Raw genomic sequence first — 19267 nt, 5'->3', positions numbered from 1 at the left:
TTGGCGTTATAGAAAGTCAAACAAATCTAAAAACAAGGCCGTAAAATCCATAAATTGTAAACTACATTGATATAAACAAGAAAAAAGAAGACATGATAAGACAATTATAACATTGAAAAAAGCAAGAATATGCTCACTTTAGTGAAGAATAAAATATACATTTAGGCGAAGTTTTTATTTGCTGTATTTTGAAGCGGTTTCCCGTATATGTTGCAATCTCCGCTCTGTAGGAGGATGGGAGTTGAAGCCACTGGGCGATGTAGCATACCCTGCATCACGCATCTTTTCCAAGGCCTTAACTAGCCCCCAAGGGCTATATCCAACTTTAACAGCCAGATCCACCCCATAGTCATCTGCTTCTACTTCCTGTTCTCGGCTAAAACCAGATTCTGCAAGGCCGACACCAAGATTGGCAAGAATCTCGCCACTGGAGCCTTTGATATTCTTGAAAAGAAGGGTCCAGAGGAGATTGCGCCCTACCGTACTTCCATAATGATTCAGCTTGATATGGCCCGTCTCGTGGCCGAGAATTCCAGCTATTTCATCTTCTGTATCGAGAAGGTTCATTAGTCCTGATGTAACGTGGACGGAACGATTATCTCCAGAAAATTGAACCCAAGCATTGGGTTCTTTTTTATTTTCTATAGTAATAGGAGCTGTTTCCAGCCCAGCAGCCTTAGATATTCTTTCCCATGCCCGTTCAAGCTGTTGTGGAGATAGGGCAGCTTCTGCAGCTCCAGCTGAGAGAGAAAGAACAAAAAGAAAGAGTACAAATTTTTTAAAGAAGCAACACATAATCTCGCCACCTTCTCTCTATTTTTTCTAGACTCATGCTAGCATAGAATATTCAGAGGCTCCAGAGTAAAAACAATGATCTTATTTGTAATTTATAAAATTTCAAGAGTATATATCATTCTTGTATAATAGAATATCCACACTCCGGAGTGGAAGGAGGAGAGTAGTTTGACAAGGAGATATCTTCGAACTCTGGCAATGGTGTTAGGAATCCTTTTACTGGTAAATGGAGCGGGAGTACTGGCCCTTTCCGCAGAAGAAAGACCTTCTCTGGATCAAGCCTTTTGGAATAGAGATTGGAAGTTACTCGATTCCCTCTATCAGCAGGGAGAGACGATTTCGCCGCGAGAGCTTTCTCTTGTGGCAAATGCTTTTTGGCTTCAAGGACGCTGGAAAGAAGCTTTAGATGTTTTGCAGAGAATAGGAAGCGAGCTCCCTGAAGAGCTGATTCCTTATAGAGATATGATGATTGTTTTGGCTCACGAACGTACGGGGAATATAGCTCAAGCATTACAGGCGGCTCATTCTCTCTACTCAAGGGCTCCGGAAGGCTTAAACTATTACGTAGCTTATGCTCTGTATCGCTTGACAGCAACAGATGAGGAGAAAAGGGGCTGGCTTGAAGCCATGTTGAAGCTTTCCACTAGCCAAGCTCAGACAGTCCAAACTCTGAACGAGCTTCTTTCCCTCCCAGGTGATAACGTGGCTTATGGATTACAGCTTGTACGTTTTGAGCCTCTCAACAAAAAAGCTTTTTCTGTCCTAGAAAAGAGCCCGGAACCTTGGAATGCAGCTGTGGCTGGAGCTGTCGGTTACGCAGCGTACTTAAAAGGGGATTACAAGAAAGCTATCTCCCTTTTTTTATCTGTTCCTCTAGATTCAGCAGAAGGGTTAAAATCCCGTTATTATCGAGCGATGTCTTGCTATCGGCTGGAGCGCTATAAAGAGGCGTTGGATTTATGGGAATGGTTAGCTATGAATGGGAAGGGGTATGCGGAATCCTCTATTCGTCGAATTGGTGTTTTAGCAGGGCGGGCAGAAGAAGAAAAAGCTATAGCTTCATTACGTCGTATTGCAGATAGTGGCCCAGTTCCATTTCGATCCAAAGCACTATTTGCTCTTTTTACTGTCGCTGACGGGGATGTTAAGAAAAACTTAGAACTAGAACTTATAGAACGTTACCCTACGTCGGAAGGGGCGCGATCGATCCTTTGGGATCGAGCATGGGAAGCCTGGAAGAAAGAGAGGACGGAAGATGCTCTTGTAATATGGGAACAGCTTCTATCGGGCGGCGAGGGTGTGTGGAGAGAGCGTCTTTTGTACTGGACAGCTCGTGGATACGAAAAAGTAGGGGAAAAGAATAAAGCTGAGGAACGTTTTTATCAACTCCTCGCTGAATATCCTCTCTCTATTTATAGTTCTCTCGCCTCTCCAGGAGGGCCCTCTTTTAGTAACGAGATCCCTTCTGAACTCAATCGGTCGCAGGGTATTCTTGAAAAATGGGGTTTTGTTTTTTATGCCAAACTGAGCTTATTGAAGGAAGGGACTCCTTCCGCTATGTACAGAGCTGCAGTTTTATCAGAATGGCTTGGAGATGAAGCCGGTGCTTATAGCACCGTTTCTTCTTTGTCCTCTACGCTGCTCAAGAACGTACCTCTGCCGCGAGAGGGGATACGCTTTCTCTATCCTAGGCCCTTTAAAAATCTTGTGGAGTCTGCTTCTCAGCGTTTTGGCGTAGAGGGGAATCTTATTTGGGCTGTTATGCGACAGGAAAGTGCCTTTGATGCTGATGTGAATAGCTGGGTGGGAGCTGTCGGTCTTATGCAGCTTATGCCTGCGACAGGACAAGAAGAGGCTCGGCTTCTGGAGATGGGAAATGCAGATTTATGGGATCCAGCGACAAATATTTTGCTTGGTGCTTCTCACCTGGCTAGATTACAGAAGCGTTTCAGACGATTGGAGTGGGCGGTAGCAGCTTATAATGCAGGAAGTGGATCTGTAGGGAAGTGGATAAAAGAGGGAGAGGATCGCCCCTTTGATGAATGGATGGAAGATATTCCTTACAATGAAACAAGGAATTATGTAAGAAAAGTTATGGGGAACCTATTTATCTATAGGGTACTTTATTAGGCTTTACGTACGTTTGAAGCGGCAGAATAAAAACGAGATATTCTTGTATTTATCCTGCCGCTTTTCCTTGTCTAGTTCTTCCCTAAATGATCTCTTAAGAAAACAAAAGCTGCCTCAAAATGTTTGTTCTGTAAAAGGGGAACTTTCCGCTTCTTGTTTTTTAGGTAATCTCGAATGGCCAGAGCAGAGGCTTTCCTACAAAGAAGAGCAATATCTCCTCCCGAGTGGCCTTCCGTTTGTATTGCTAATTTTTCTATTTTTACGTCTTTTGCTAAAGGTTTCTGGCGAAGGTGGATTTTGAAAATTTTTCCTCTAGCTTCCCTGTCTGGTAACGGTAGTTCTAAAACCACATCAAAACGGCCACTGCTAAGGAGAGCGGGGTCGATAAGATCGATCCTATTTGTTGTGGCCAGAACTGTGACGCCCTTTAATTCTTCTATGCCGCTCATTTCTGCCAGAAATTGGCTGATTACGCGTTCTGTAAAGCTGGCACCAGCACCGCTGTCTCGCCCTCGTATGGGAACGAGAGATTCAATTTCATCAAAATAGAGGATAGACGGAGAGGCTTGTTTGGCCTTTCTAAAAACATCCCGAATAGCCCGTTCGCTTTCACCTACATACTTTGACATGAGCGAGGGGCCTTTGACGGGAATAAAGTTAACTCCACTTTCATGGGCCAGCGCCCGAACAAGGAGGGTTTTCCCCGTACCGGAAGAGCCATAGAGCAAAATACCTTGTGGCGGCGTTATGTTAAACTTTTCATAGATTTCACTATATTTAAGTGGCCATTGTACAGCTTCAATAAGTTCTTCCTTAATCGTATCGAGTCCGCCAATATCGTCCCAAGTTACATCTGGAACCTCCACAAAAATTTCTCGAATCGCAGAAGGCTCTACTTCCTTCAGAGCATCGAGAAAATTTTCCATGGAGACATTCATGGAGAGCAGTAGGTCATAGGGAATTTGAGCTTTTTCATAATCTATACTTGGCAAGAGTTGCCGAAGGGATGCCATAGCGGCTTCTTTTGCCAAAGCTTCTAAATCCGCTCCTACAAAACCATGAGTAATTTCTGCAAGCCGGGGAAGATCTACATCTTGTGCCAGAGGCATGCCTCGAGTGTGAATTTGCAGTATTTCAAGCCGACCGTTCCGGTCCGGGATGGGGATGGCGATTTCCCTATCAAAACGTCCTGGCCTGCGCAATGCGGGATCAAGAGTGTTGGGAATATTGGTAGCCCCAATCACAATAACTTGCCCACGAGATTCAAGACCGTCCATTAAGGCAAGAAGTTGAGCAACGACTCGCCTCTCTACTTGTTTTTCGCCCCCCATTTCCTCTCGTTTTGGGGCGATAGCATCGATTTCATCTATAAAAATAATAGCGGGGGAATGAGCCTGAGCTTCGTCAAAAACATTGCGAAGTCGTTCCTCACTTTCACCATAGAATTTCCCAATAATTTCAGGGCCTGAAATATGTGTAAAATAGACGTCTGTTTCATTGGCTACAGCTCGTGCGATCACTGTCTTCCCTGTTCCTGGAGGCCCGTACAGCAGCACACCTTTAGGAGGTTGTACTCCCAACCTATCGAAAACTTGGGGGAAACGGAGGGGGAGCTCAATCATTTCTCGCACTCTTTGAATCTGGGGACCAAGCCCACCTATATCCTCATAAGATATACGGCTTGCCTTTTGTAGGGAGGAAGATTGCTTTTCCACATTAACATATGTAGCAGTGCTAATAATCACAACACTGTCTGGCGTTGTGTCTGATACGAGAAAATCGCATGTTCTTGTCCCAAAAAGTGTTACCCGGATTCTGTCTCCTTTGAGGACGGGGAGGCCTTCCAACTGTGAACTAAGATAGATAGAGTCACGTTCTTTCTCAAGTAATGGAGTAGTGGTAAGAGGGCGGAGGGCAATACTTCCCGCAAAATGATGATCCGTTTTAAGCACTTTTATCTTTTCATCCAGACCGACATGGGCGTTTTCCCGGATAATGCCGTCAATCTGGACGATCTGTTGCCCCATATCACTGGAATCGCAAGATAGAATTCTCACAGGAGTCTGGCGTTTACCTTCTATAAGAACTATTTGTCCCTCAGAGAGCCCATATTTTTTCATGTCTTGAGGATCCATTCGCGCAATACCATGACCTACATCTTTAGCTAAAGCCTCTTTGACCCGTAGTGACATTGGGATGACGCTCCCTTCAAATTCTCTAGATGGTAGTCTCTATGCTATCATAAAGGCCCTTCCCGGAATACTATCCGAAAAGGGCCTTTATATTTTTTAAGATACCGTTTTTTATCTCTTATTTAGCTGCTATTGATTCTATTTTGCCAGGATATGCCTCAAGGGCACCTTTCAAAATGTTCATAGCTTTTACAATATCTTCATTATTTAATACGTAAGCGAGGCGGGCTTCATTCTTGCCAAGCCCGGGAGTAGCATAAAATCCTTCTCCCGGTGCTGCCATCATAGTTTCCCCGTTGATGTCGTAGTTTTGTAACATCCAGATAACGAATTTTTCAGCGTCGTCCACTGGCATTTTTACCATGACATAAAAGGCCCCTTTTGGCTGTTCGCATACTACGCCGGGCATTTCTTTTAGAGCTTTATATAGCGTATCTCGCCTCGTTTGATACTCTTTGTTCACGTCTTCCAGATAAGAGACAGGGGTACTGTAAAGGGCGGTAGCACCTACTTGCTCAAGGGTTGGGACACAGAGTCTCCCCTGACAAAGCTTTAATATTTCCTTCATAAGATCAAGGTTTTTCGAAGCGATGCATCCAATGCGAGCTCCGCATGCACTATAGCGTTTCGATACAGAATCGACGATAATAACCCTGTCTTCTATTTCTGGGAGATTGCCAAAACTGGTATATTTAAGGCCATCATAAACAAACTCCCTGTAGACCTCGTCAGCTATGATAAACAAGTTGTGTTTCTTGGCCAGCTCAGCTAGCATTTTCATCTCATCGAGAGTATAGATAGTTCCTGTAGGGTTCCCAGGATTTGAGATGAGAATACAACGTGTTCGAGGAGAGATAAGAGGCTCTATCTTCTCTCGTGGCGGGAGGTGAAATCCTTCCTCGGCTTTGGTGGTAATAGGTACCACATTGACACTTACGCATTGTGAAAAGGCATTGTAGTTGGCGTAGAAAGGTTCAGGAATCAGAATTTCGTCGCCAGGATCGCACGTAGCCATAATAGAGAACATAATGGCTTCACTGCCCCCGTTAGTGACAAGAATATGATCCCGATCGAAATGAATATTGAAATTTTCATAGTATTTTCTCATAGCGTCGCGAAGTTCGTTGCTCCCTTGAGAGGTAGAATAGGCAATAACTTCTTGAGCGAAATTTTTAATCGCAGAGAGGAAAGAGGGAGGAGTTTTTATATCGGGTTGGCCTATGTTGAGGTGATACACCTTTTTGCCCTTGGTCTTTGCTTCATCAGCGTACGGAATCAATCTTCTGATAGGAGAAGATTGCATGGAAGTGATTCTTTTGGAAAACTTCATATAACAACGTCCCCCTTATGCGTATATTATGAAGCAAAATATCTTTTTGAATCATAACATAAGAGCCTGGAAACGTTAATGCTTTATCAAACATTAGGATAATATATTATTGCAAGAAAAATTTGAAATATATATAAATAAGCCCGATCTCATGGAGGTGTTAGCGTGGTGTCCCGTGCAGAACTGCTTCAATCGTTGGCAACAGAGAATGAAAAGAAAATTCTTTTGCTCGTCATGGATGGTCTTGGGGGTCTTCCAGGAGAAGAGGGATCGACAGAATTGGAAGAGGCTGTTACTCCTCTTATGAACCGTTTAGCGGCTGAAAGTGAAATGGGACTTCTTTCTATGGTAGATGTTGGAATTACGCCAGGAAGTGGTCCAGGCCATTTGGCTCTTTTTGGGTATGATCCTCTTACGTGGTCAATTGGACGGGGAATTCTCGAAGCTCTTGGTGTTGGAGCTCATGTAGGTGCTGGAGATGTTTGTGCCAGGGGGAATTTTTGTACAGTGGATCATGAAAAAAATATTATTGTGGATCGTAGAGCTGGCCGCATTCCCACGGAAAAAAGCGAGGAAATTATAAAAAAACTTCAGCAGGCTATTCATTCTATTGACGATGTGAAAGTAACGTTCTATCCGGGCAAAGAACATCGTTTTGTAGTTGTTTTTTCAGGTGAAGGCTTGTCTGAAGCTGTCCATGATGCAGATCCTCAAAAAGATGGTCACCCTATGCGCTGGGCCGTAGCTCAAAATGAAGAGGCAAAGAAAACAGAGAGAATTATCAATGGTTTTATTCGCCGTGTTTGGGAAGTATTAAAATCGGAGACTCCTGCTAATGGGTGCCTCCTAAGAGGTTTTTCCTCTGCGCCTCATCTCCCCTCTCTTTCTGAACTATACAAGATAAAACCAATAGCATTGGCCACATACCCCATGTATCGAGGTTTGGCTCGTCTTGTAGGCATGGATATTGGAGAGCCAGGAGAAACAATGGAAGAGCTTTTCCATTCTGTTGGCAGATACTGGTCAGAATATAATTTTTTCTATGTCCATGTGAAGTACACAGATAGTAGAGGAGAGGATGGTAACTTTGGTGAAAAGGTGAAGGTGATAGAGGAGGTAGACAGACTTCTTCCTAAAATCCTCGACTTGAAACCTGATGTATTAGCAATTACAGGTGACCATAGCACGCCATCGCGCCTCGCCGGCCATTCATGGCATGATGTTCCCGTTTTGCTTTGGAGCCCTTATGCCCGTCGAAGTGGAGCGTTGTTCTTTGGTGAGCGGAGCTGCGCCTCTGGAACTCTGGGGCGTTTGCCGGGAGAAAAACTTATGGGATTATTGTTAGCTCACAGCTTGAAATTAGAAAAATATGGAGCTTGATTGAGTTTCAGGATAGGAGGAGTTTGTGTGGCGGAAGTTGAATATCTTAAAACAGGAGCTGTTCGAAAGCTGCCTCGGGAGAGTAAATTTTATTGTCTTGGTGTCGTCAATAAAATAATATCGAAAAGAGACCGTAATGGAAAAACCTATTGGGAGCTATCCATTATGGATGAGGAAGGTGCCCTTGAGGGTAAAATCTGGGGGAATGCCCAATGGTGGGATCGACGTGTAGAACCTCAACAATCGATAGATCCCCTGACATGGGAACTGACCACCGATTTGGCTGGACACAGCATAGGTCTTTTAGGTCAAGTTGTGGAATTTCGAGGCCAGTCTCAATATAATTTTAACGCGGTTTTTTATGTGGACCAAGAGCGATATAAGCCCCACTCTTTTGTGCAGCGTTCTCCTTTCGAAGAAGAAGATATGGAGAAAGACTTTCGTGGGATGATAGAAACATGTACCTCTCCTATAAAAGATTTTTTAAACTTTGTTTTTAAGGGGGAGTTCTGGGAATGCTTCAAAGTTTGGCCTGCTGCTGTTTCTCACCATCACGCATATGTTTCTGGTTTGCTGGAACATACACTTGGAGTAGCTCGATTGGCTTGTTCCATGGCAGAGGCTAGCTCTCATTCTGGGTACGAAGTAAACCGAGATATTGTTATTGGCGGAGCGTTATTGCATGATATAGGGAAGTTAGATTCTTATAAACTCTCTCCAGCCCCCGAAATGACAGTTGAGGGAACTGTTATCGATCACATAGTTTTGGGATATAACCGGTTAGCTCGTCTTTTTGAAGAGTACAACCTTGATCAGCGGTATGCTTCGGCATTAGGGCATATTGTAGTGAGCCATCATGGAAGTAAGGAATTCGGTTCTCCCGTTGTCCCAGCTACTCCTGAGGCCATGATTGTTTCAGCGGCAGATGAGTTGGACTTTAAGCTGTATTGTTGGAGAGACGCTGTAGACCAGATTGATGATGGTAAAGAGATATCTGAGTGGAGCTATTCTGCTCAGCGCCGATTTTGGAAATGGGAGTAATAGCGCATGTCCTGCTCTTTTAAGGTTTCAGTTCATCAAGCGGGTCGAAGGCTCGATAAGGTTATTCGATCCCTTTGGCCTCGTCTTCCCTTGGGAGCCATGATGAAGGGGATACGAAAGGGCCTTGTACGGGTGGATGGCAAGAAAGTAGATTGCTCTTTCCACCTTGAAGAGGGGCAAACTGTTATTGTTCCTTGGGAGCCAGCAGAAAATATTCCTGCTCCAGCCCTTTCCCCTGTTTATGGAAAAGAACTCGAGATAGTGTATCAAGATGCCATGCTCATGGCTATTAACAAACCTGCTGGGTTATTAGTGCAACCAGATTGCCAAGGAGGGGACAGTGTAATTACTCGAGTATGGAATATTGTGGGGGAAAAAGCTGATTTTCGCCCTGCTGCTATCCATCGTATCGACAGAAACACATCTGGTTTAGTGATCATTGCTCTGCATGGACAGGCTCTTCGAGAGCTTCAGCGAGCGTTGAGGGATGACGATATAGCAAAATTTTATTTAGTAGCTGTTCGGGGAAAAACCCCTCATGAAGGAACTATAGACGCGCCATTGTTAAAAGATAGAGAGCATAATATTGTAACTGTCAATCCAGAGGGACAATCGGCCCTTACTCGTTATGTAAAAATCGCAGGGGATCAGGACTATTCTTTGCTTCAGGTAGAACTTATAACGGGACGATCTCACCAAATCAGAGTCCATCTGGCTTCTATCGGTCATCCTATAGTTGGAGATGTGAAATATGGCGATGATGCGGTTAATGGAGAATGGCATCATCGTATTGGTCTTAATCACCCGTTGCTTCATGCGTGGAAAGTGCAGTTTAAACACGTATCCTCACCTCTGAAAGATCGGGAGGGGAAAATTTTTGTAGCCCCACCCGATGAACTTTTTTCTAAATTCCTTGAGAAGAGGGGTTGGCAGATATACCTTAAGGGGGTATAATGCTTTTAAGATAGAGGGAGTGGAGGTGTAGAGGCATGAGAGATTTAAAAATCGCCATATCTGATAAAGCATTTGAACGTTTGTCGAAGATGAGTGAAGCTTTCTTAATTGAAAGAAACGTAGGTGGTGGTTGAGCTGCTGTTCGTGCCGTTCTCGTAGAGAGTGGTATGCCGCCAGCGGCTCAGGGATATACTTCCTATGATGTAAAGGGAGTAAAGTTATGGATTCCAGATTTCATGGAGTTCCAGAACGATGAGGTAAAAATAGAATTGAGAGGCTTCCTTTGGGCGTCGAACCTTGTTGTGGAATCAGCTCTCATCGGACATTCACGATCTAGTAGTTGTGGAAGTTGTCATTGCCATTAGGAAAATGAAGCTTTGAAAGAGGAAGAGGGTTAACCCTCTTCCTCTTTTTTATGTATAAAGAGCACAACATACAGTATAAAGTATTCCTTTTTCTGAATTATCGAGTTAATTCTGGGTATAAAGTACTATTTAACAAAATTGACGGTCTATTGTTGGGTGGTATGTAAAATTCGTGATATTATTGTAAATAAAGAGTTCTTAATGACGTTGGTTTGAATAATGGCGTGAACCGTTAGCTTGTAGGAGGTGTTTGTTTGATGTCCGTGGTTAAGCGTACGTCCTCTAATGTGCTCCTTGATACGGCCCTGAAAAACTTCTATGGTGCTGCCGAAGAGATGGGCCTCGAAGATGGGCTTGTTGAAATTCTGAGCCACTCTGAGCGTAAGGTTGCAGTCTCCATTCCTGTAGAAATGGATGATGGAACTATCAAGGTATTTGAAGGCTATCGCGTGCAACATTCTACGGCTGTTGGGCCAGCGAAGGGTGGAGTTCGATTCCATCCGGAAGTCTGCTTGGACGAGTGTGAAGCTCTTGCTATGATGATGACATGGAAATGTTCCCTCGCAGGTATTCCTTACGGCGGAGGGAAAGGTGGCGTTTGCTGTGATCCCCTCGAAATGTCGAAGAAGGAAAAAGAACGTGTAGCGAGAACCTATGCAGCTCGTATGGAGCCCTTCCTTGATGCCTGGACTGACGTTCCTGCTCCAGACGTGAATACAGGAGCTCCTGAGATGATTTGGTTCATGGACACCATCAGTAAAATGAGAGGCCGCTTAGAACCTGCTATTTTTACGGGTAAACCAGTGGGTCTCTGGGGATCGAAAGGTCGCACGGCAGCAACGGGATATGGTGTTGCTACGTGTGCTCTTGAGCTTTTCAAGGCTTTGAAGAAGGATGTAAAAGGCGCGACTTTCGCTATCCAGGGCTTTGGTAACGTTGGAACCTATGCCGCAAAGACTCTTCAGGATGCTGGCGGAAAAGTAGTTGGTATCAGCGATATTACAGGAACATATTATTGCAAAGACGGTATAGATATTGATAAGGCCATGCATCATGTGCAGAATGTCCATCCCAAGAAACTTCTTGAAGGCTATGAGCAGCCAGGCCTTGAGAAGATGGGACTTACTGACATCCTTTTCCTCGATGTAGATCTCTTTATTCCTGCAGCTCTTGAAGGCGTAATCAACGATAAAAACGCTGACAAAGTTAAGGCGCGATATATTGTTGAAGCTGCTAATGGTCCCTTAACTCCTGGTGCTGATGCTATCCTCGATGAGAAGGGCGTTTTGATTGTTCCAGATTTTCTTGCTAACTCAGGCGGAGTTATAGGCTCATACTTCGAGTGGGCTCAGAACCTCGGTGGATTCTTCTGGTCCATAGAAGAGTATAACGAACGTTTGATCCGAATCATGAAAGAGAATTTCAAAAAAGTTTGGGGTTACTCTGAGGAAAAGAACGTTAAAATGCGCCGGGCAGCCTTTATGGCAGCCATTCAGCGTGTAGCAGATGCTGCTCGCATGAGAGGAGTTTTTCTGTAAGTTTCTTGTAAGTTTGTCTTATTGTGCTGTGATTGGAAAGAGCGGGGCGAAAGAAGTTTGTCCCGCTCTTTAAATTAAAAAGTATTAGTTATACACGATAATTTCTTTCCCTTTATCCCCATCTAGATGGTTACCAACTATAAAATCCCTGAAGATCTCAGCGGTAACCACATAGCGTTTTAAGGTTTTATTCTGTAGATGGTCCGTGGCCAGGGGATGGCTTCCCGAATATGATCAAGGCCGCAGATCCATGCCACGACCCTTTCAATTCCCATGCCAAATCCACTGTGAACGAAGGTTCCGAATTTGCGCAGATCAAGATACCAATCGTAAGATTCCTCAGACAGTCCCTCTTCGTGAATGCGACCAAGGAGGCGATGGAGGTCATCTTCTCGCTGAGATCCTCCAATAATTTCTCCATATCCTTCTGGTGCCAGAAGATCATCGCATAAAACGAGATCAGGATTTTCCGGGTGTTCCTTCATATAGAAAGCTTTTACCTTTTTAGGGTAACATTCCACAAAAATTGGTTTATCAAATTGCTGGGTGAGTATTGTTTCATCTTCATTCCCGAAGTCATCTCCGTAGGGAGTTTGGCTCCCTAGTTCGTGAAGTATTTCCATAGCCTTGTCGTAAGTTATTCTATAAAAAGGAGCTTTTATCCGTTCTAATTTTGAAATATCTCGTTCTAAACTCTCCAATTCTTGACGACAATTGTCCAAAACTTGTTCCACTATATATGAAACAAGTTTTTCCTGAAGTTCAATATTCTTATTGTGGTCGTAAAAAGCTACTTCTGGTTCTAACATCCAGAATTCGGTGAGATGTCGTCGGGTTTTAGATTTCTCTGCTCTGAATGTAGGGCCAAAGCAGTAAACTTTGCCGAAAGCTGCTGCTGCGGCTTCTGCGTAGAGTTGCCCTGTCTGTGCCAGATATGCCTTTGTCTCTTCAAAATAGTCCATTTCGAAGAGACCTGCAGCACCTTCTCCTATGGACCCTGTGAGAATTGGACTGTCGATGAGCATAAACCCTTCTTTATGCAGATATTCTCTCGCTGACCATATAACACGTTCTCGAATTCGCATGATTGCTTGTTGCCGGCTACTGCGAAGCCAAAGATGACGATGATCGAGTAAGAAATCGATCCCATGGTCTTTTTTCCCCAACGGGTACTCTTCTTCTGGATTTTGTATGGTCCGAAGGCCAGTAATGGTTAGCTCTACTCCTGATGGGGCCCGTGTGTCCAGTCTTACTGTCCCCTCAACTTTCACTGAAGCTTCCAGCCAGAGTCGTTTCCCTTCTTCGAAATCATCTTCAGATACCTCATTTTTTACCATAACGCCTTGTACCGTTCCAGTTCCGTCACGGAGTTGAAGAAAATGAATTTTCCCAGAGCTTCGTTTGTTGTACATCCATCCTTTTACTGTGACGGTTTGCCCCTCGTAAAGAGAGAGATCTTTAATGTAGATCCATGGTGCGGACATCTCGACCAACCTCCGTCTTATCATGTATATTACGATCGATATATATGATACACTAAGTTTCATATCTATAAAAAGGGGCGTTTTAGTTGGATATCCCTCGGCTTATACTTGCTGATGAACGAAGAAAAGGGGAGGTTCCGCCTGTTGCTTTAGTTATGAGCGCCATGAAACAGCTAAGATACCCTCTCCGGCTGTTTTGTGCAGGAGTTGATGAGAAACTCGTTTTACTGTTACAGCGTATATGCGGGCAGTCAGTAACAGTGCTAGATCCCTTCCTTTGCGGCAGCCAAAAGAATTTAAAGTCTCTTTTTCAGCAATCTGCTGATAGCAGTGCTCTGAATATAATTATTGCTCCTCTTGGAGAGAGAAGCAAGGAAGATATGATCACCGTCTCTCCTTTAACTATTGAAGTAGGAAGAGCCCTTGGATGTGGAATCGTTCCTATAGTATATGGGGATACAGCTGCAACATTAACGGCTAGAACTGTAGAAAACCTTGTATCTCAATGTGATGGAGTTGCCGGTGGCCCAGCCTCTGTTCTGGCAATGTTGTATATGTCGGTCTTTAATCCAAGAGAATATCAGCTTCTTGAAATCGAACAAGGGCGCAGAACACCTTTGATTAGTCTGGGGTATATCCCTGCATACTTGCAACGTCAATGGGCTTCTCTTTTTGAACTTTCGCTCCCTGAAAGAGGCTCGCGGTTCATATTAGCTTTGAGGGCAGCAGCTGCGCAACTTGTGGGGTTGGTCGATCAGGTAGATTGGGCTTCTATTGCGGCCCTTGCAACGTTGGATTTGCGGTGGAGTTGTCCTCAAGATCTTAATGTACGACAACTATCTCATTTCACAGTGGCAGTATATGATCATCCAGCTTTTAGTCTTGCAGGCGATAATGCAGAGCAACTTTTTTCCTATCTTGGTTGTGACGTAGTAAGAACTTCTTCTTTTGTTTCTTTATCCACTCACGAAATAGATGCCATGTATATCCCCCACGGCATAGGTTTCTTAGCCGCCGATGTTTTGATAGGGGATCACGAGACGCAGGGACAAGTGAAAAATCTTTTTCTTTCTCGCAAACCCATTATGGTGAATGGGGGCTCGACGCCGTTATTGGGACAGGCTTTCTCTCTTCCTGGTGGTCGATCCTACGAAGGTTTAGGGCTTTTTAACTATGACGGAATCTTTACTCTTCCAGATATCTTGGAAGAAGGGGGGCCGGAGTCTTTACAGATCCAATCTTTTACCAAGGGCCTCTTTTTAGATCGGGGAGAGAAGGCTCGGGGATACAGGGTTCCCTATGCCCGTCTTCTCTTTAAAAGCTCTACGGAAAGGGGTTTGTGGGGGTGTGTCCACCCAGATTCTTTGCAAGAGATAGATCAAGCTGGTTGGGAACTGGGGTATGGCGTAGCTTCTCATGTTGTCTTAGAGCTTTGGAGTTGCGCAGAATCTGTTTCTAATTGGCTTACGTTGCGAAAAAGATAAAATAAAAGTTTCGATCGTATTAGGGGGCAGTTACTAAATGGGGAAAAGACTTGACGAAGTGGTCAGTGACCTTTACCAAAAAGATCCTGAAAGAGAGTATCTTTGGTGGAATGGCGAATGGTGGAGCCGAGCGCGATTCAATACTACTGTAAATAAATTGGAAAAAGTGCTTAGTGAAGCCGGTTTTGAAGGAGGACAGAGGCTAGTAACAATGTTGCCTAACAGTCCGTTGCTCCTCGCTCTTTCTGTAGCATGTTGGCGTCTGAGCGGAACTATTGTCCCTTTAAATTTACAGGCAGGCCCACATTCGCTTGTCCGTAGTATTCGACATGCTGATCCCTTCGTTATCCTAGTGCCTGATAGCGTCCCTTTCGACGAGGAATCCTTGGGATCAATGGGGATACCAGTGGTAAAAGGGGATCTCAATGGAAATATTCCATCGTTTCACGGAGAAAAACGCACCTCTTCTCGTCTCGATGTTGCGGTGATGTTTTATACTTCAGGAACAACTGGCCTTCCCAAGGCAGTTCCTCTTTCTGGTACGAATATATATAGCAATGTTGAAGCAGCGGCAAAACATTTCTCGGCTTTTAAGCCGGAGGAGTGCATAATACTTAATGCGTTACCAAATTTCCATACACTTGGTTACTCAACCAGTGGACTTTTACCCCTCCTTACGGGAGCAAGACAAGTAGTTCTTCCCCATTTTATGCCACCAGATCGCACTCTCCAAACCATCAATGCGACAGGGGTTAATTTTATTATTGCCGTTCCGGCTATGATCTCTCTTCTTGTAGCTGCGGCTGCCAAGGGGAATGTGCCGGCTCCTAAAACAATTACTACGATAGTGAGTGGTGGAGACCGTTTCCCTATGGCTCTGGATAATCGTGTACGTGCCATTTTCGGAGTAGAGGTGATGGAGGGATACGGTTTAACGGAGTGTTCTCCAGTAGTGGCAGTAAATCCTGATAGAGCGCGACGAAAAATAGGAACAGTAGGAACTTTGTTGCCAGGTTTCGAATATGAGATTCGTGATGAGAGTGGGAAAGTCTTGCCTTCAGATCAGGAAGGGGTTTTATGGCTCAGAGGTCCTTCTGTTGCCCAGGAATATTTTAATGATTCAGAGAATACAGCGCAAAAATTTAAAGATGGCTGGTTTGATACTGGAGATGTGGTTCGGATAGATTCAGAGGGGTATATCTCTATTGTGGATCGAGTGAGTGATATTATTATTGTAGGTGGGTTCAATGTATATCCCCAAGAGGTAGAAGAGGTTCTTAACAGCTATCCTGGAGTTAAAGAGTCAGCTGTTGTGGGGATTCCTCACTCTATGAGCGGGCAAATAGTAAAAGCTTTTGTAATACGAAGCAATCCGAAGGTAACTTCGAAGGAACTTTATGCTTATTGTAAAACTCAGCTTGCTCACTATAAGACCCCGCGGATATTTGAGTTTGTGGAAGATTTCCCTCGTAACAGTATAGGTAAAGTTTTGCGCAGGAAGTTGAGAGAAGGGTAGCCATAGTGGAAATTTTTGTTTTTTTGTCTCGACTTTTTGGTGATGTCCATGTGGTGGTGGTGGGAGACGCTGTACTTGATCACTATGTTTGGGGAGGAGCCTCGCGCCTTTCCCCAGAAGCCCCTGTTCCTGTAGTAGTGGTGGGACGCGATGAATATCGTGCAGGTGGAGCTGCTAATGTGGCGACAAATATAGTGGCTTTAGGAGGGAGAGCATCTCTCCTATGCCCCATTGGCAACGATAGTGCAGGTGAAATATTAACGAATGTAGTGAAAGAGAAAGGTGTTTACTTTGAGTCTCCGTTAGTGAGGGCTCAAGCTCCCACTATTGTAAAGACAAGAGTATTGGCCTTGAATCAGCAGGTAGTCCGGATCGATAGAGAGAAAAAAATCTCTCTTAGTATGGAAGAGGAACAAGCGTTTTTAGATGCTTTGGAGAACCTCTCCACATCCCCATCAGTTATAGTTCTCTCAGATTATGCAAAAGGTACTATTACATCTTCTCTCGCCCAGGGAATTATTCTATGGGGGAAAGCTCATAACGTTCCGGTTATTGCCGATCCCAAGCCGCCTCACTATCATCGTTTTTATGATGCGGCTCTTATTACTCCCAATGTGTCAGAGGCAGGGAGGCTTCTGGGTCGGGATCTCTATGATCAGGAAGAGGTGGAGGCTGGAGCCTTGGAGCTTTGTCAAAGTCTTAATTTATCAGGTATTCTCATTACTCAAGGAAGCGATGGAATGACCTACGCCAATGCCCAGAAATGTTTCCATCTGCCTGCCTTATCTATGGAAGTTTATGACGTTTCAGGAGCAGGGGATACGGTTGTGGCAGCTTTGTCTCTAGCTCTGGGTGGAACGCTCCCCATAGAGGAGGCTTGCCGTTTCGCAAATATGGCAGCAGGCGTGGCAGTACAGAAAAGAGGCACCTCCATTGTTTCCTTGGAGGAAGTACTTACCGGCTGCTATGCAACAGATATGGAAGCGATGGTTTCCAGACTTAAAGGATCATTTTGTTTTTAAGGAAAGAGAAAGCCTCGGAGAGAGAATTAAACTGCATGCTCCAGTAGGGCAATAGGGCCCCAATGGCAATAAATTGCCCCTTCCCAAATTGTAATAGGGCTTGACGGTCGCTCTCTGTATCGCCAAAGAAGATAGGGTTATTTGCCTCGAAAAGTGTACATAGGTGAGCAATTCCCTGAGGGGAAGGTTTGGTTATGCCTGATTCGGGAGTAATAATTTGTTCTTCTGGAAGGTCCTCCCAACCGAGCAATTGCAGTGCCAATTTCATCTCTCCCTTGCTCCTTCCTGTATAAATACCTACAGGAAGGGAGAGATCACTCCAGTGCATAGAGATCTGTGGTTTCTCCTCTCGCCAGTATCCTTTACCGGATGTTATGAAAAGAGGAGATTCGCCCATAATAGATTCTATTTTCTCTGCACCGTAATAAAGTTCTTCACATATTCGTCGAACCACGAGACGAGAAATTCTGTCACCTACGTTTTTTTTCACCCATTCTTCTATATCCATTCCTTGAGATGTTTCTAAAAGCTTTTTCCACTCTTTTAAAGAAGGAGCTGAACGGCGTAGGCTTTCGGTTTCTTGGGCCAGGGTTGCACATAAAAAAGACCAGGCGATATCATAATCGTCGTTAAAGGGGGGAAACACTTTCGTCGCATAAAAATGGCCTAATGTGAATCCAGGTGCGTCAACATGATGATCTAAAACATATTTCCATACCCATCGAATGGCTTCCGCGACAACGAGGGGATACGACATGCTCGTATCGATGAGAACGCCGTCTACATCAAAAATAAGAAGGTCTGTTTTAAGATTCAGAGAAGATGCCATGGAAAGATACCCCTTTTGTTTGTAATAATTAGGCAAATAATAAATCATTCAGGTGTGAATTTTTTTGTATCTATTCTCAGCCTTGAAGTATAAAAAAGATTTTAAAAGTTCTTTTCTTCGATCATAATAATACCTGAAGGATGTCTTTTTGTAAGGGCAAAAAGGAGGGAGTTTTATGAGTGATGAGATGGTTTTGTTGCTATTTGATACGTTCCACCCCTGTTGGGATGAAGAGACAGTGTTTTGGGCAGGGGAAGATGTCGAAGGGCTGCGGCGACTCAGAGAGTTAGGTATGTTAAAAGAGAAAAACGGTATTTATTCCCTCACTTCCCATGGACGCGAGACGTTTCAGGAATTGTGCCGGCAATGGTTTTGTGAGAACAAACCGGGATCAGCTTCTTTAGGAGATAAAGAACAAGAGATTTTTCTTTGGCGGACTCGATTCCAATATATTTTAGATGGCGGGTTTGCTGCTAGATGGGGGGCTAAAGATTACTATCCAGGTAAAGTGCTTGAATATGCCCCTGCTTTGTCGCAACAAGAAATGTATGCTCTGCATAACCCATCTTCTGTAGAGTGGACATATTGCTCTCACCCCTACGTGGAAAAAATAAAAAGTCATTTTCCTGTTACGGGATTAAAAGCGAGAGAAGTCACACCTTTGAGTCGAGATGCAGCCCGTTCTTGGCTCGATGAAAATAACATTCCTGTGGGAAGCTTTGAGGTAGACTTGCTCTTGCTGGGACGTTATGATTTTGCTTACTATATGAATTTTTCTAAGCATCCCAATGATCCCCTCGGTCTCGTTAATTCCGATAAGTTTTTCTTTTTCCGTGCCCAACCCCCTTTTTCAAAACAGCTCCCCTTTTTCCTTGAGAGTATTGGAAAAATCCATCTTTTTTTGTTGAATCAGCGACACATGTATATACCGGGATATGTGGATTTAGATTCAGCAGATCAAGATTCTTTGAACTGGTTAGTATGGGTTGTAGAGACGGAAGAAGACGTTTTTGCTCTGTTGCGCCTCCTTGTTCCCATGGGGCAAATATTAATAGAGCCGGCTAAACCTATGGATATATGGGTCTTGAGTATAGAAGAGCTGAGAAAGGTAAAAGAGAAACATGAGACAATCTATGACCTTTTTTCTTCCATAGGTCATCCGATAGTCCGAAACCTATAAAGAATGGCTAGAGGCACCTGACAGGTG

At 44.2% G+C, this 19267-nt stretch carries 15 protein-coding genes; 10 read left to right on the top strand and 5 right to left on the bottom strand.

Features of this window, described 5'->3' with window-relative positions:
* Positions 1-174: 174 nt before the first annotated feature.
* The gene (locus tag K360_RS0109790; protein ID WP_024822975.1) at positions 175-795 is read right to left on the bottom strand and encodes a M48 family metallopeptidase; all 621 of its coding nucleotides are present in this window, start codon (positions 793-795) and stop codon (positions 175-177) included.
* Between the two features lie 168 nt (positions 796-963).
* On the opposite strand from K360_RS0109790, the gene K360_RS0109785 reads away from it, so the two are divergent.
* Positions 964-2925 carry a transglycosylase SLT domain-containing protein gene (locus tag K360_RS0109785; protein ID WP_024822974.1) on the top strand — a complete coding sequence of 654 codons (1962 nt, stop codon included), beginning with the start codon at positions 964-966 and terminating at the stop codon, positions 2923-2925.
* A gap of 71 nt (positions 2926-2996) precedes the next feature.
* Here the strand turns inward: K360_RS0109785 and K360_RS0109780 are convergent, their stop codons facing one another.
* Together K360_RS0109780 and K360_RS0109775 are read right to left on the bottom strand one after the other, a co-directional pair.
* Positions 2997-5117, bottom strand: coding sequence for a CDC48 family AAA ATPase (locus tag K360_RS0109780; RefSeq protein WP_024822973.1), 2121 nt, complete (start codon positions 5115-5117; stop codon positions 2997-2999).
* Positions 5118-5235: 118 nt separating this feature from the next.
* Entirely contained in the window at positions 5236-6447 is a 1212-nt protein-coding gene (locus K360_RS0109775) for a pyridoxal phosphate-dependent aminotransferase (RefSeq protein WP_024822972.1), read from the bottom strand.
* A gap of 165 nt (positions 6448-6612) precedes the next feature.
* Here K360_RS0109775 and K360_RS0109770 point away from each other — a divergent pair, with 165 nt between their 5' ends.
* From K360_RS0109770 to K360_RS0109750, 5 genes are all read left to right on the top strand, one after another.
* Positions 6613-7827 (top strand): 2,3-bisphosphoglycerate-independent phosphoglycerate mutase, encoded by a 1215-nt coding sequence (locus tag K360_RS0109770; RefSeq protein WP_024822971.1) that lies wholly within the window; start codon positions 6613-6615, stop codon positions 7825-7827.
* A gap of 27 nt (positions 7828-7854) precedes the next feature.
* Complete coding sequence (locus K360_RS0109765; protein ID WP_024822970.1) at positions 7855-8868, top strand: 3'-5' exoribonuclease YhaM family protein; 1014 nt, start codon at positions 7855-7857, stop codon at positions 8866-8868.
* A 6-nt stretch (positions 8869-8874) separates the two neighbouring features.
* Complete coding sequence (locus K360_RS0109760) at positions 8875-9822, top strand: RluA family pseudouridine synthase (protein ID WP_024822969.1); 948 nt, start codon at positions 8875-8877, stop codon at positions 9820-9822.
* A 167-nt stretch (positions 9823-9989) separates the two neighbouring features.
* Positions 9990-10187, top strand: coding sequence for a hypothetical protein (locus tag K360_RS11370; RefSeq protein WP_156923404.1), 198 nt, complete (start codon positions 9990-9992; stop codon positions 10185-10187).
* Between the two features lie 257 nt (positions 10188-10444).
* Positions 10445-11725: a Glu/Leu/Phe/Val family dehydrogenase gene (locus tag K360_RS0109750; RefSeq protein WP_024822968.1), complete on the top strand. Its 1281-nt coding sequence runs from the start codon at positions 10445-10447 to the stop codon at positions 11723-11725.
* Positions 11726-11904: 179 nt separating this feature from the next.
* On the opposite strand, the gene asnS is transcribed toward K360_RS0109750, so the two are convergent.
* Positions 11905-13209 carry an asparagine--tRNA ligase gene (gene asnS / locus K360_RS0109745; RefSeq protein ID WP_024822967.1) on the bottom strand — a complete coding sequence of 435 codons (1305 nt, stop codon included), beginning with the start codon at positions 13207-13209 and terminating at the stop codon, positions 11905-11907.
* Positions 13210-13295: 86 nt separating this feature from the next.
* Between asnS and K360_RS0109740 the strand changes: the two genes are divergently transcribed.
* Genes K360_RS0109740 through K360_RS0109730 form a run of 3 tightly spaced genes read left to right on the top strand, consistent with a single transcriptional unit; the run spans position 13296 to position 17231 of the window.
* Positions 13296-14693, top strand: a complete 1398-nt coding sequence (locus tag K360_RS0109740; protein ID WP_024822966.1) for a type 1 glutamine amidotransferase family protein — start codon at positions 13296-13298, stop codon at positions 14691-14693.
* Positions 14694-14730: 37 nt separating this feature from the next.
* Positions 14731-16209, top strand: coding sequence for an AMP-binding protein (locus tag K360_RS0109735; protein WP_024822965.1), 1479 nt, complete (start codon positions 14731-14733; stop codon positions 16207-16209).
* A gap of 5 nt (positions 16210-16214) precedes the next feature.
* Positions 16215-17231 (top strand): bifunctional heptose 7-phosphate kinase/heptose 1-phosphate adenyltransferase, encoded by a 1017-nt coding sequence (locus K360_RS0109730; RefSeq protein WP_024822964.1) that lies wholly within the window; start codon positions 16215-16217, stop codon positions 17229-17231.
* On the opposite strand, the gene K360_RS0109725 is transcribed toward K360_RS0109730, so the two are convergent.
* The gene (locus K360_RS0109725; protein WP_024822963.1) at positions 17209-18060 is read right to left on the bottom strand and encodes an HAD family hydrolase; all 852 of its coding nucleotides are present in this window, start codon (positions 18058-18060) and stop codon (positions 17209-17211) included. The two genes, K360_RS0109730 and K360_RS0109725, sit on opposite strands and share 23 nt — an antisense overlap.
* Positions 18061-18235: 175 nt before the next feature.
* On the opposite strand from K360_RS0109725, the gene K360_RS0109720 reads away from it, so the two are divergent.
* Positions 18236-19240, top strand: a complete 1005-nt coding sequence (locus K360_RS0109720) for a hypothetical protein (RefSeq protein ID WP_024822962.1) — start codon at positions 18236-18238, stop codon at positions 19238-19240.
* Positions 19241-19267 lie beyond the last annotated feature (27 nt).

It is taken from the genome of Aminobacterium mobile DSM 12262 (genome assembly GCF_000526395.1).
In the GTDB taxonomy this organism is placed as follows: Bacteria; Synergistota; Synergistia; order Synergistales; family Aminobacteriaceae; genus Aminobacterium; species Aminobacterium mobile.
This window is presented reverse-complemented; position numbering and strand designations above follow the sequence as displayed.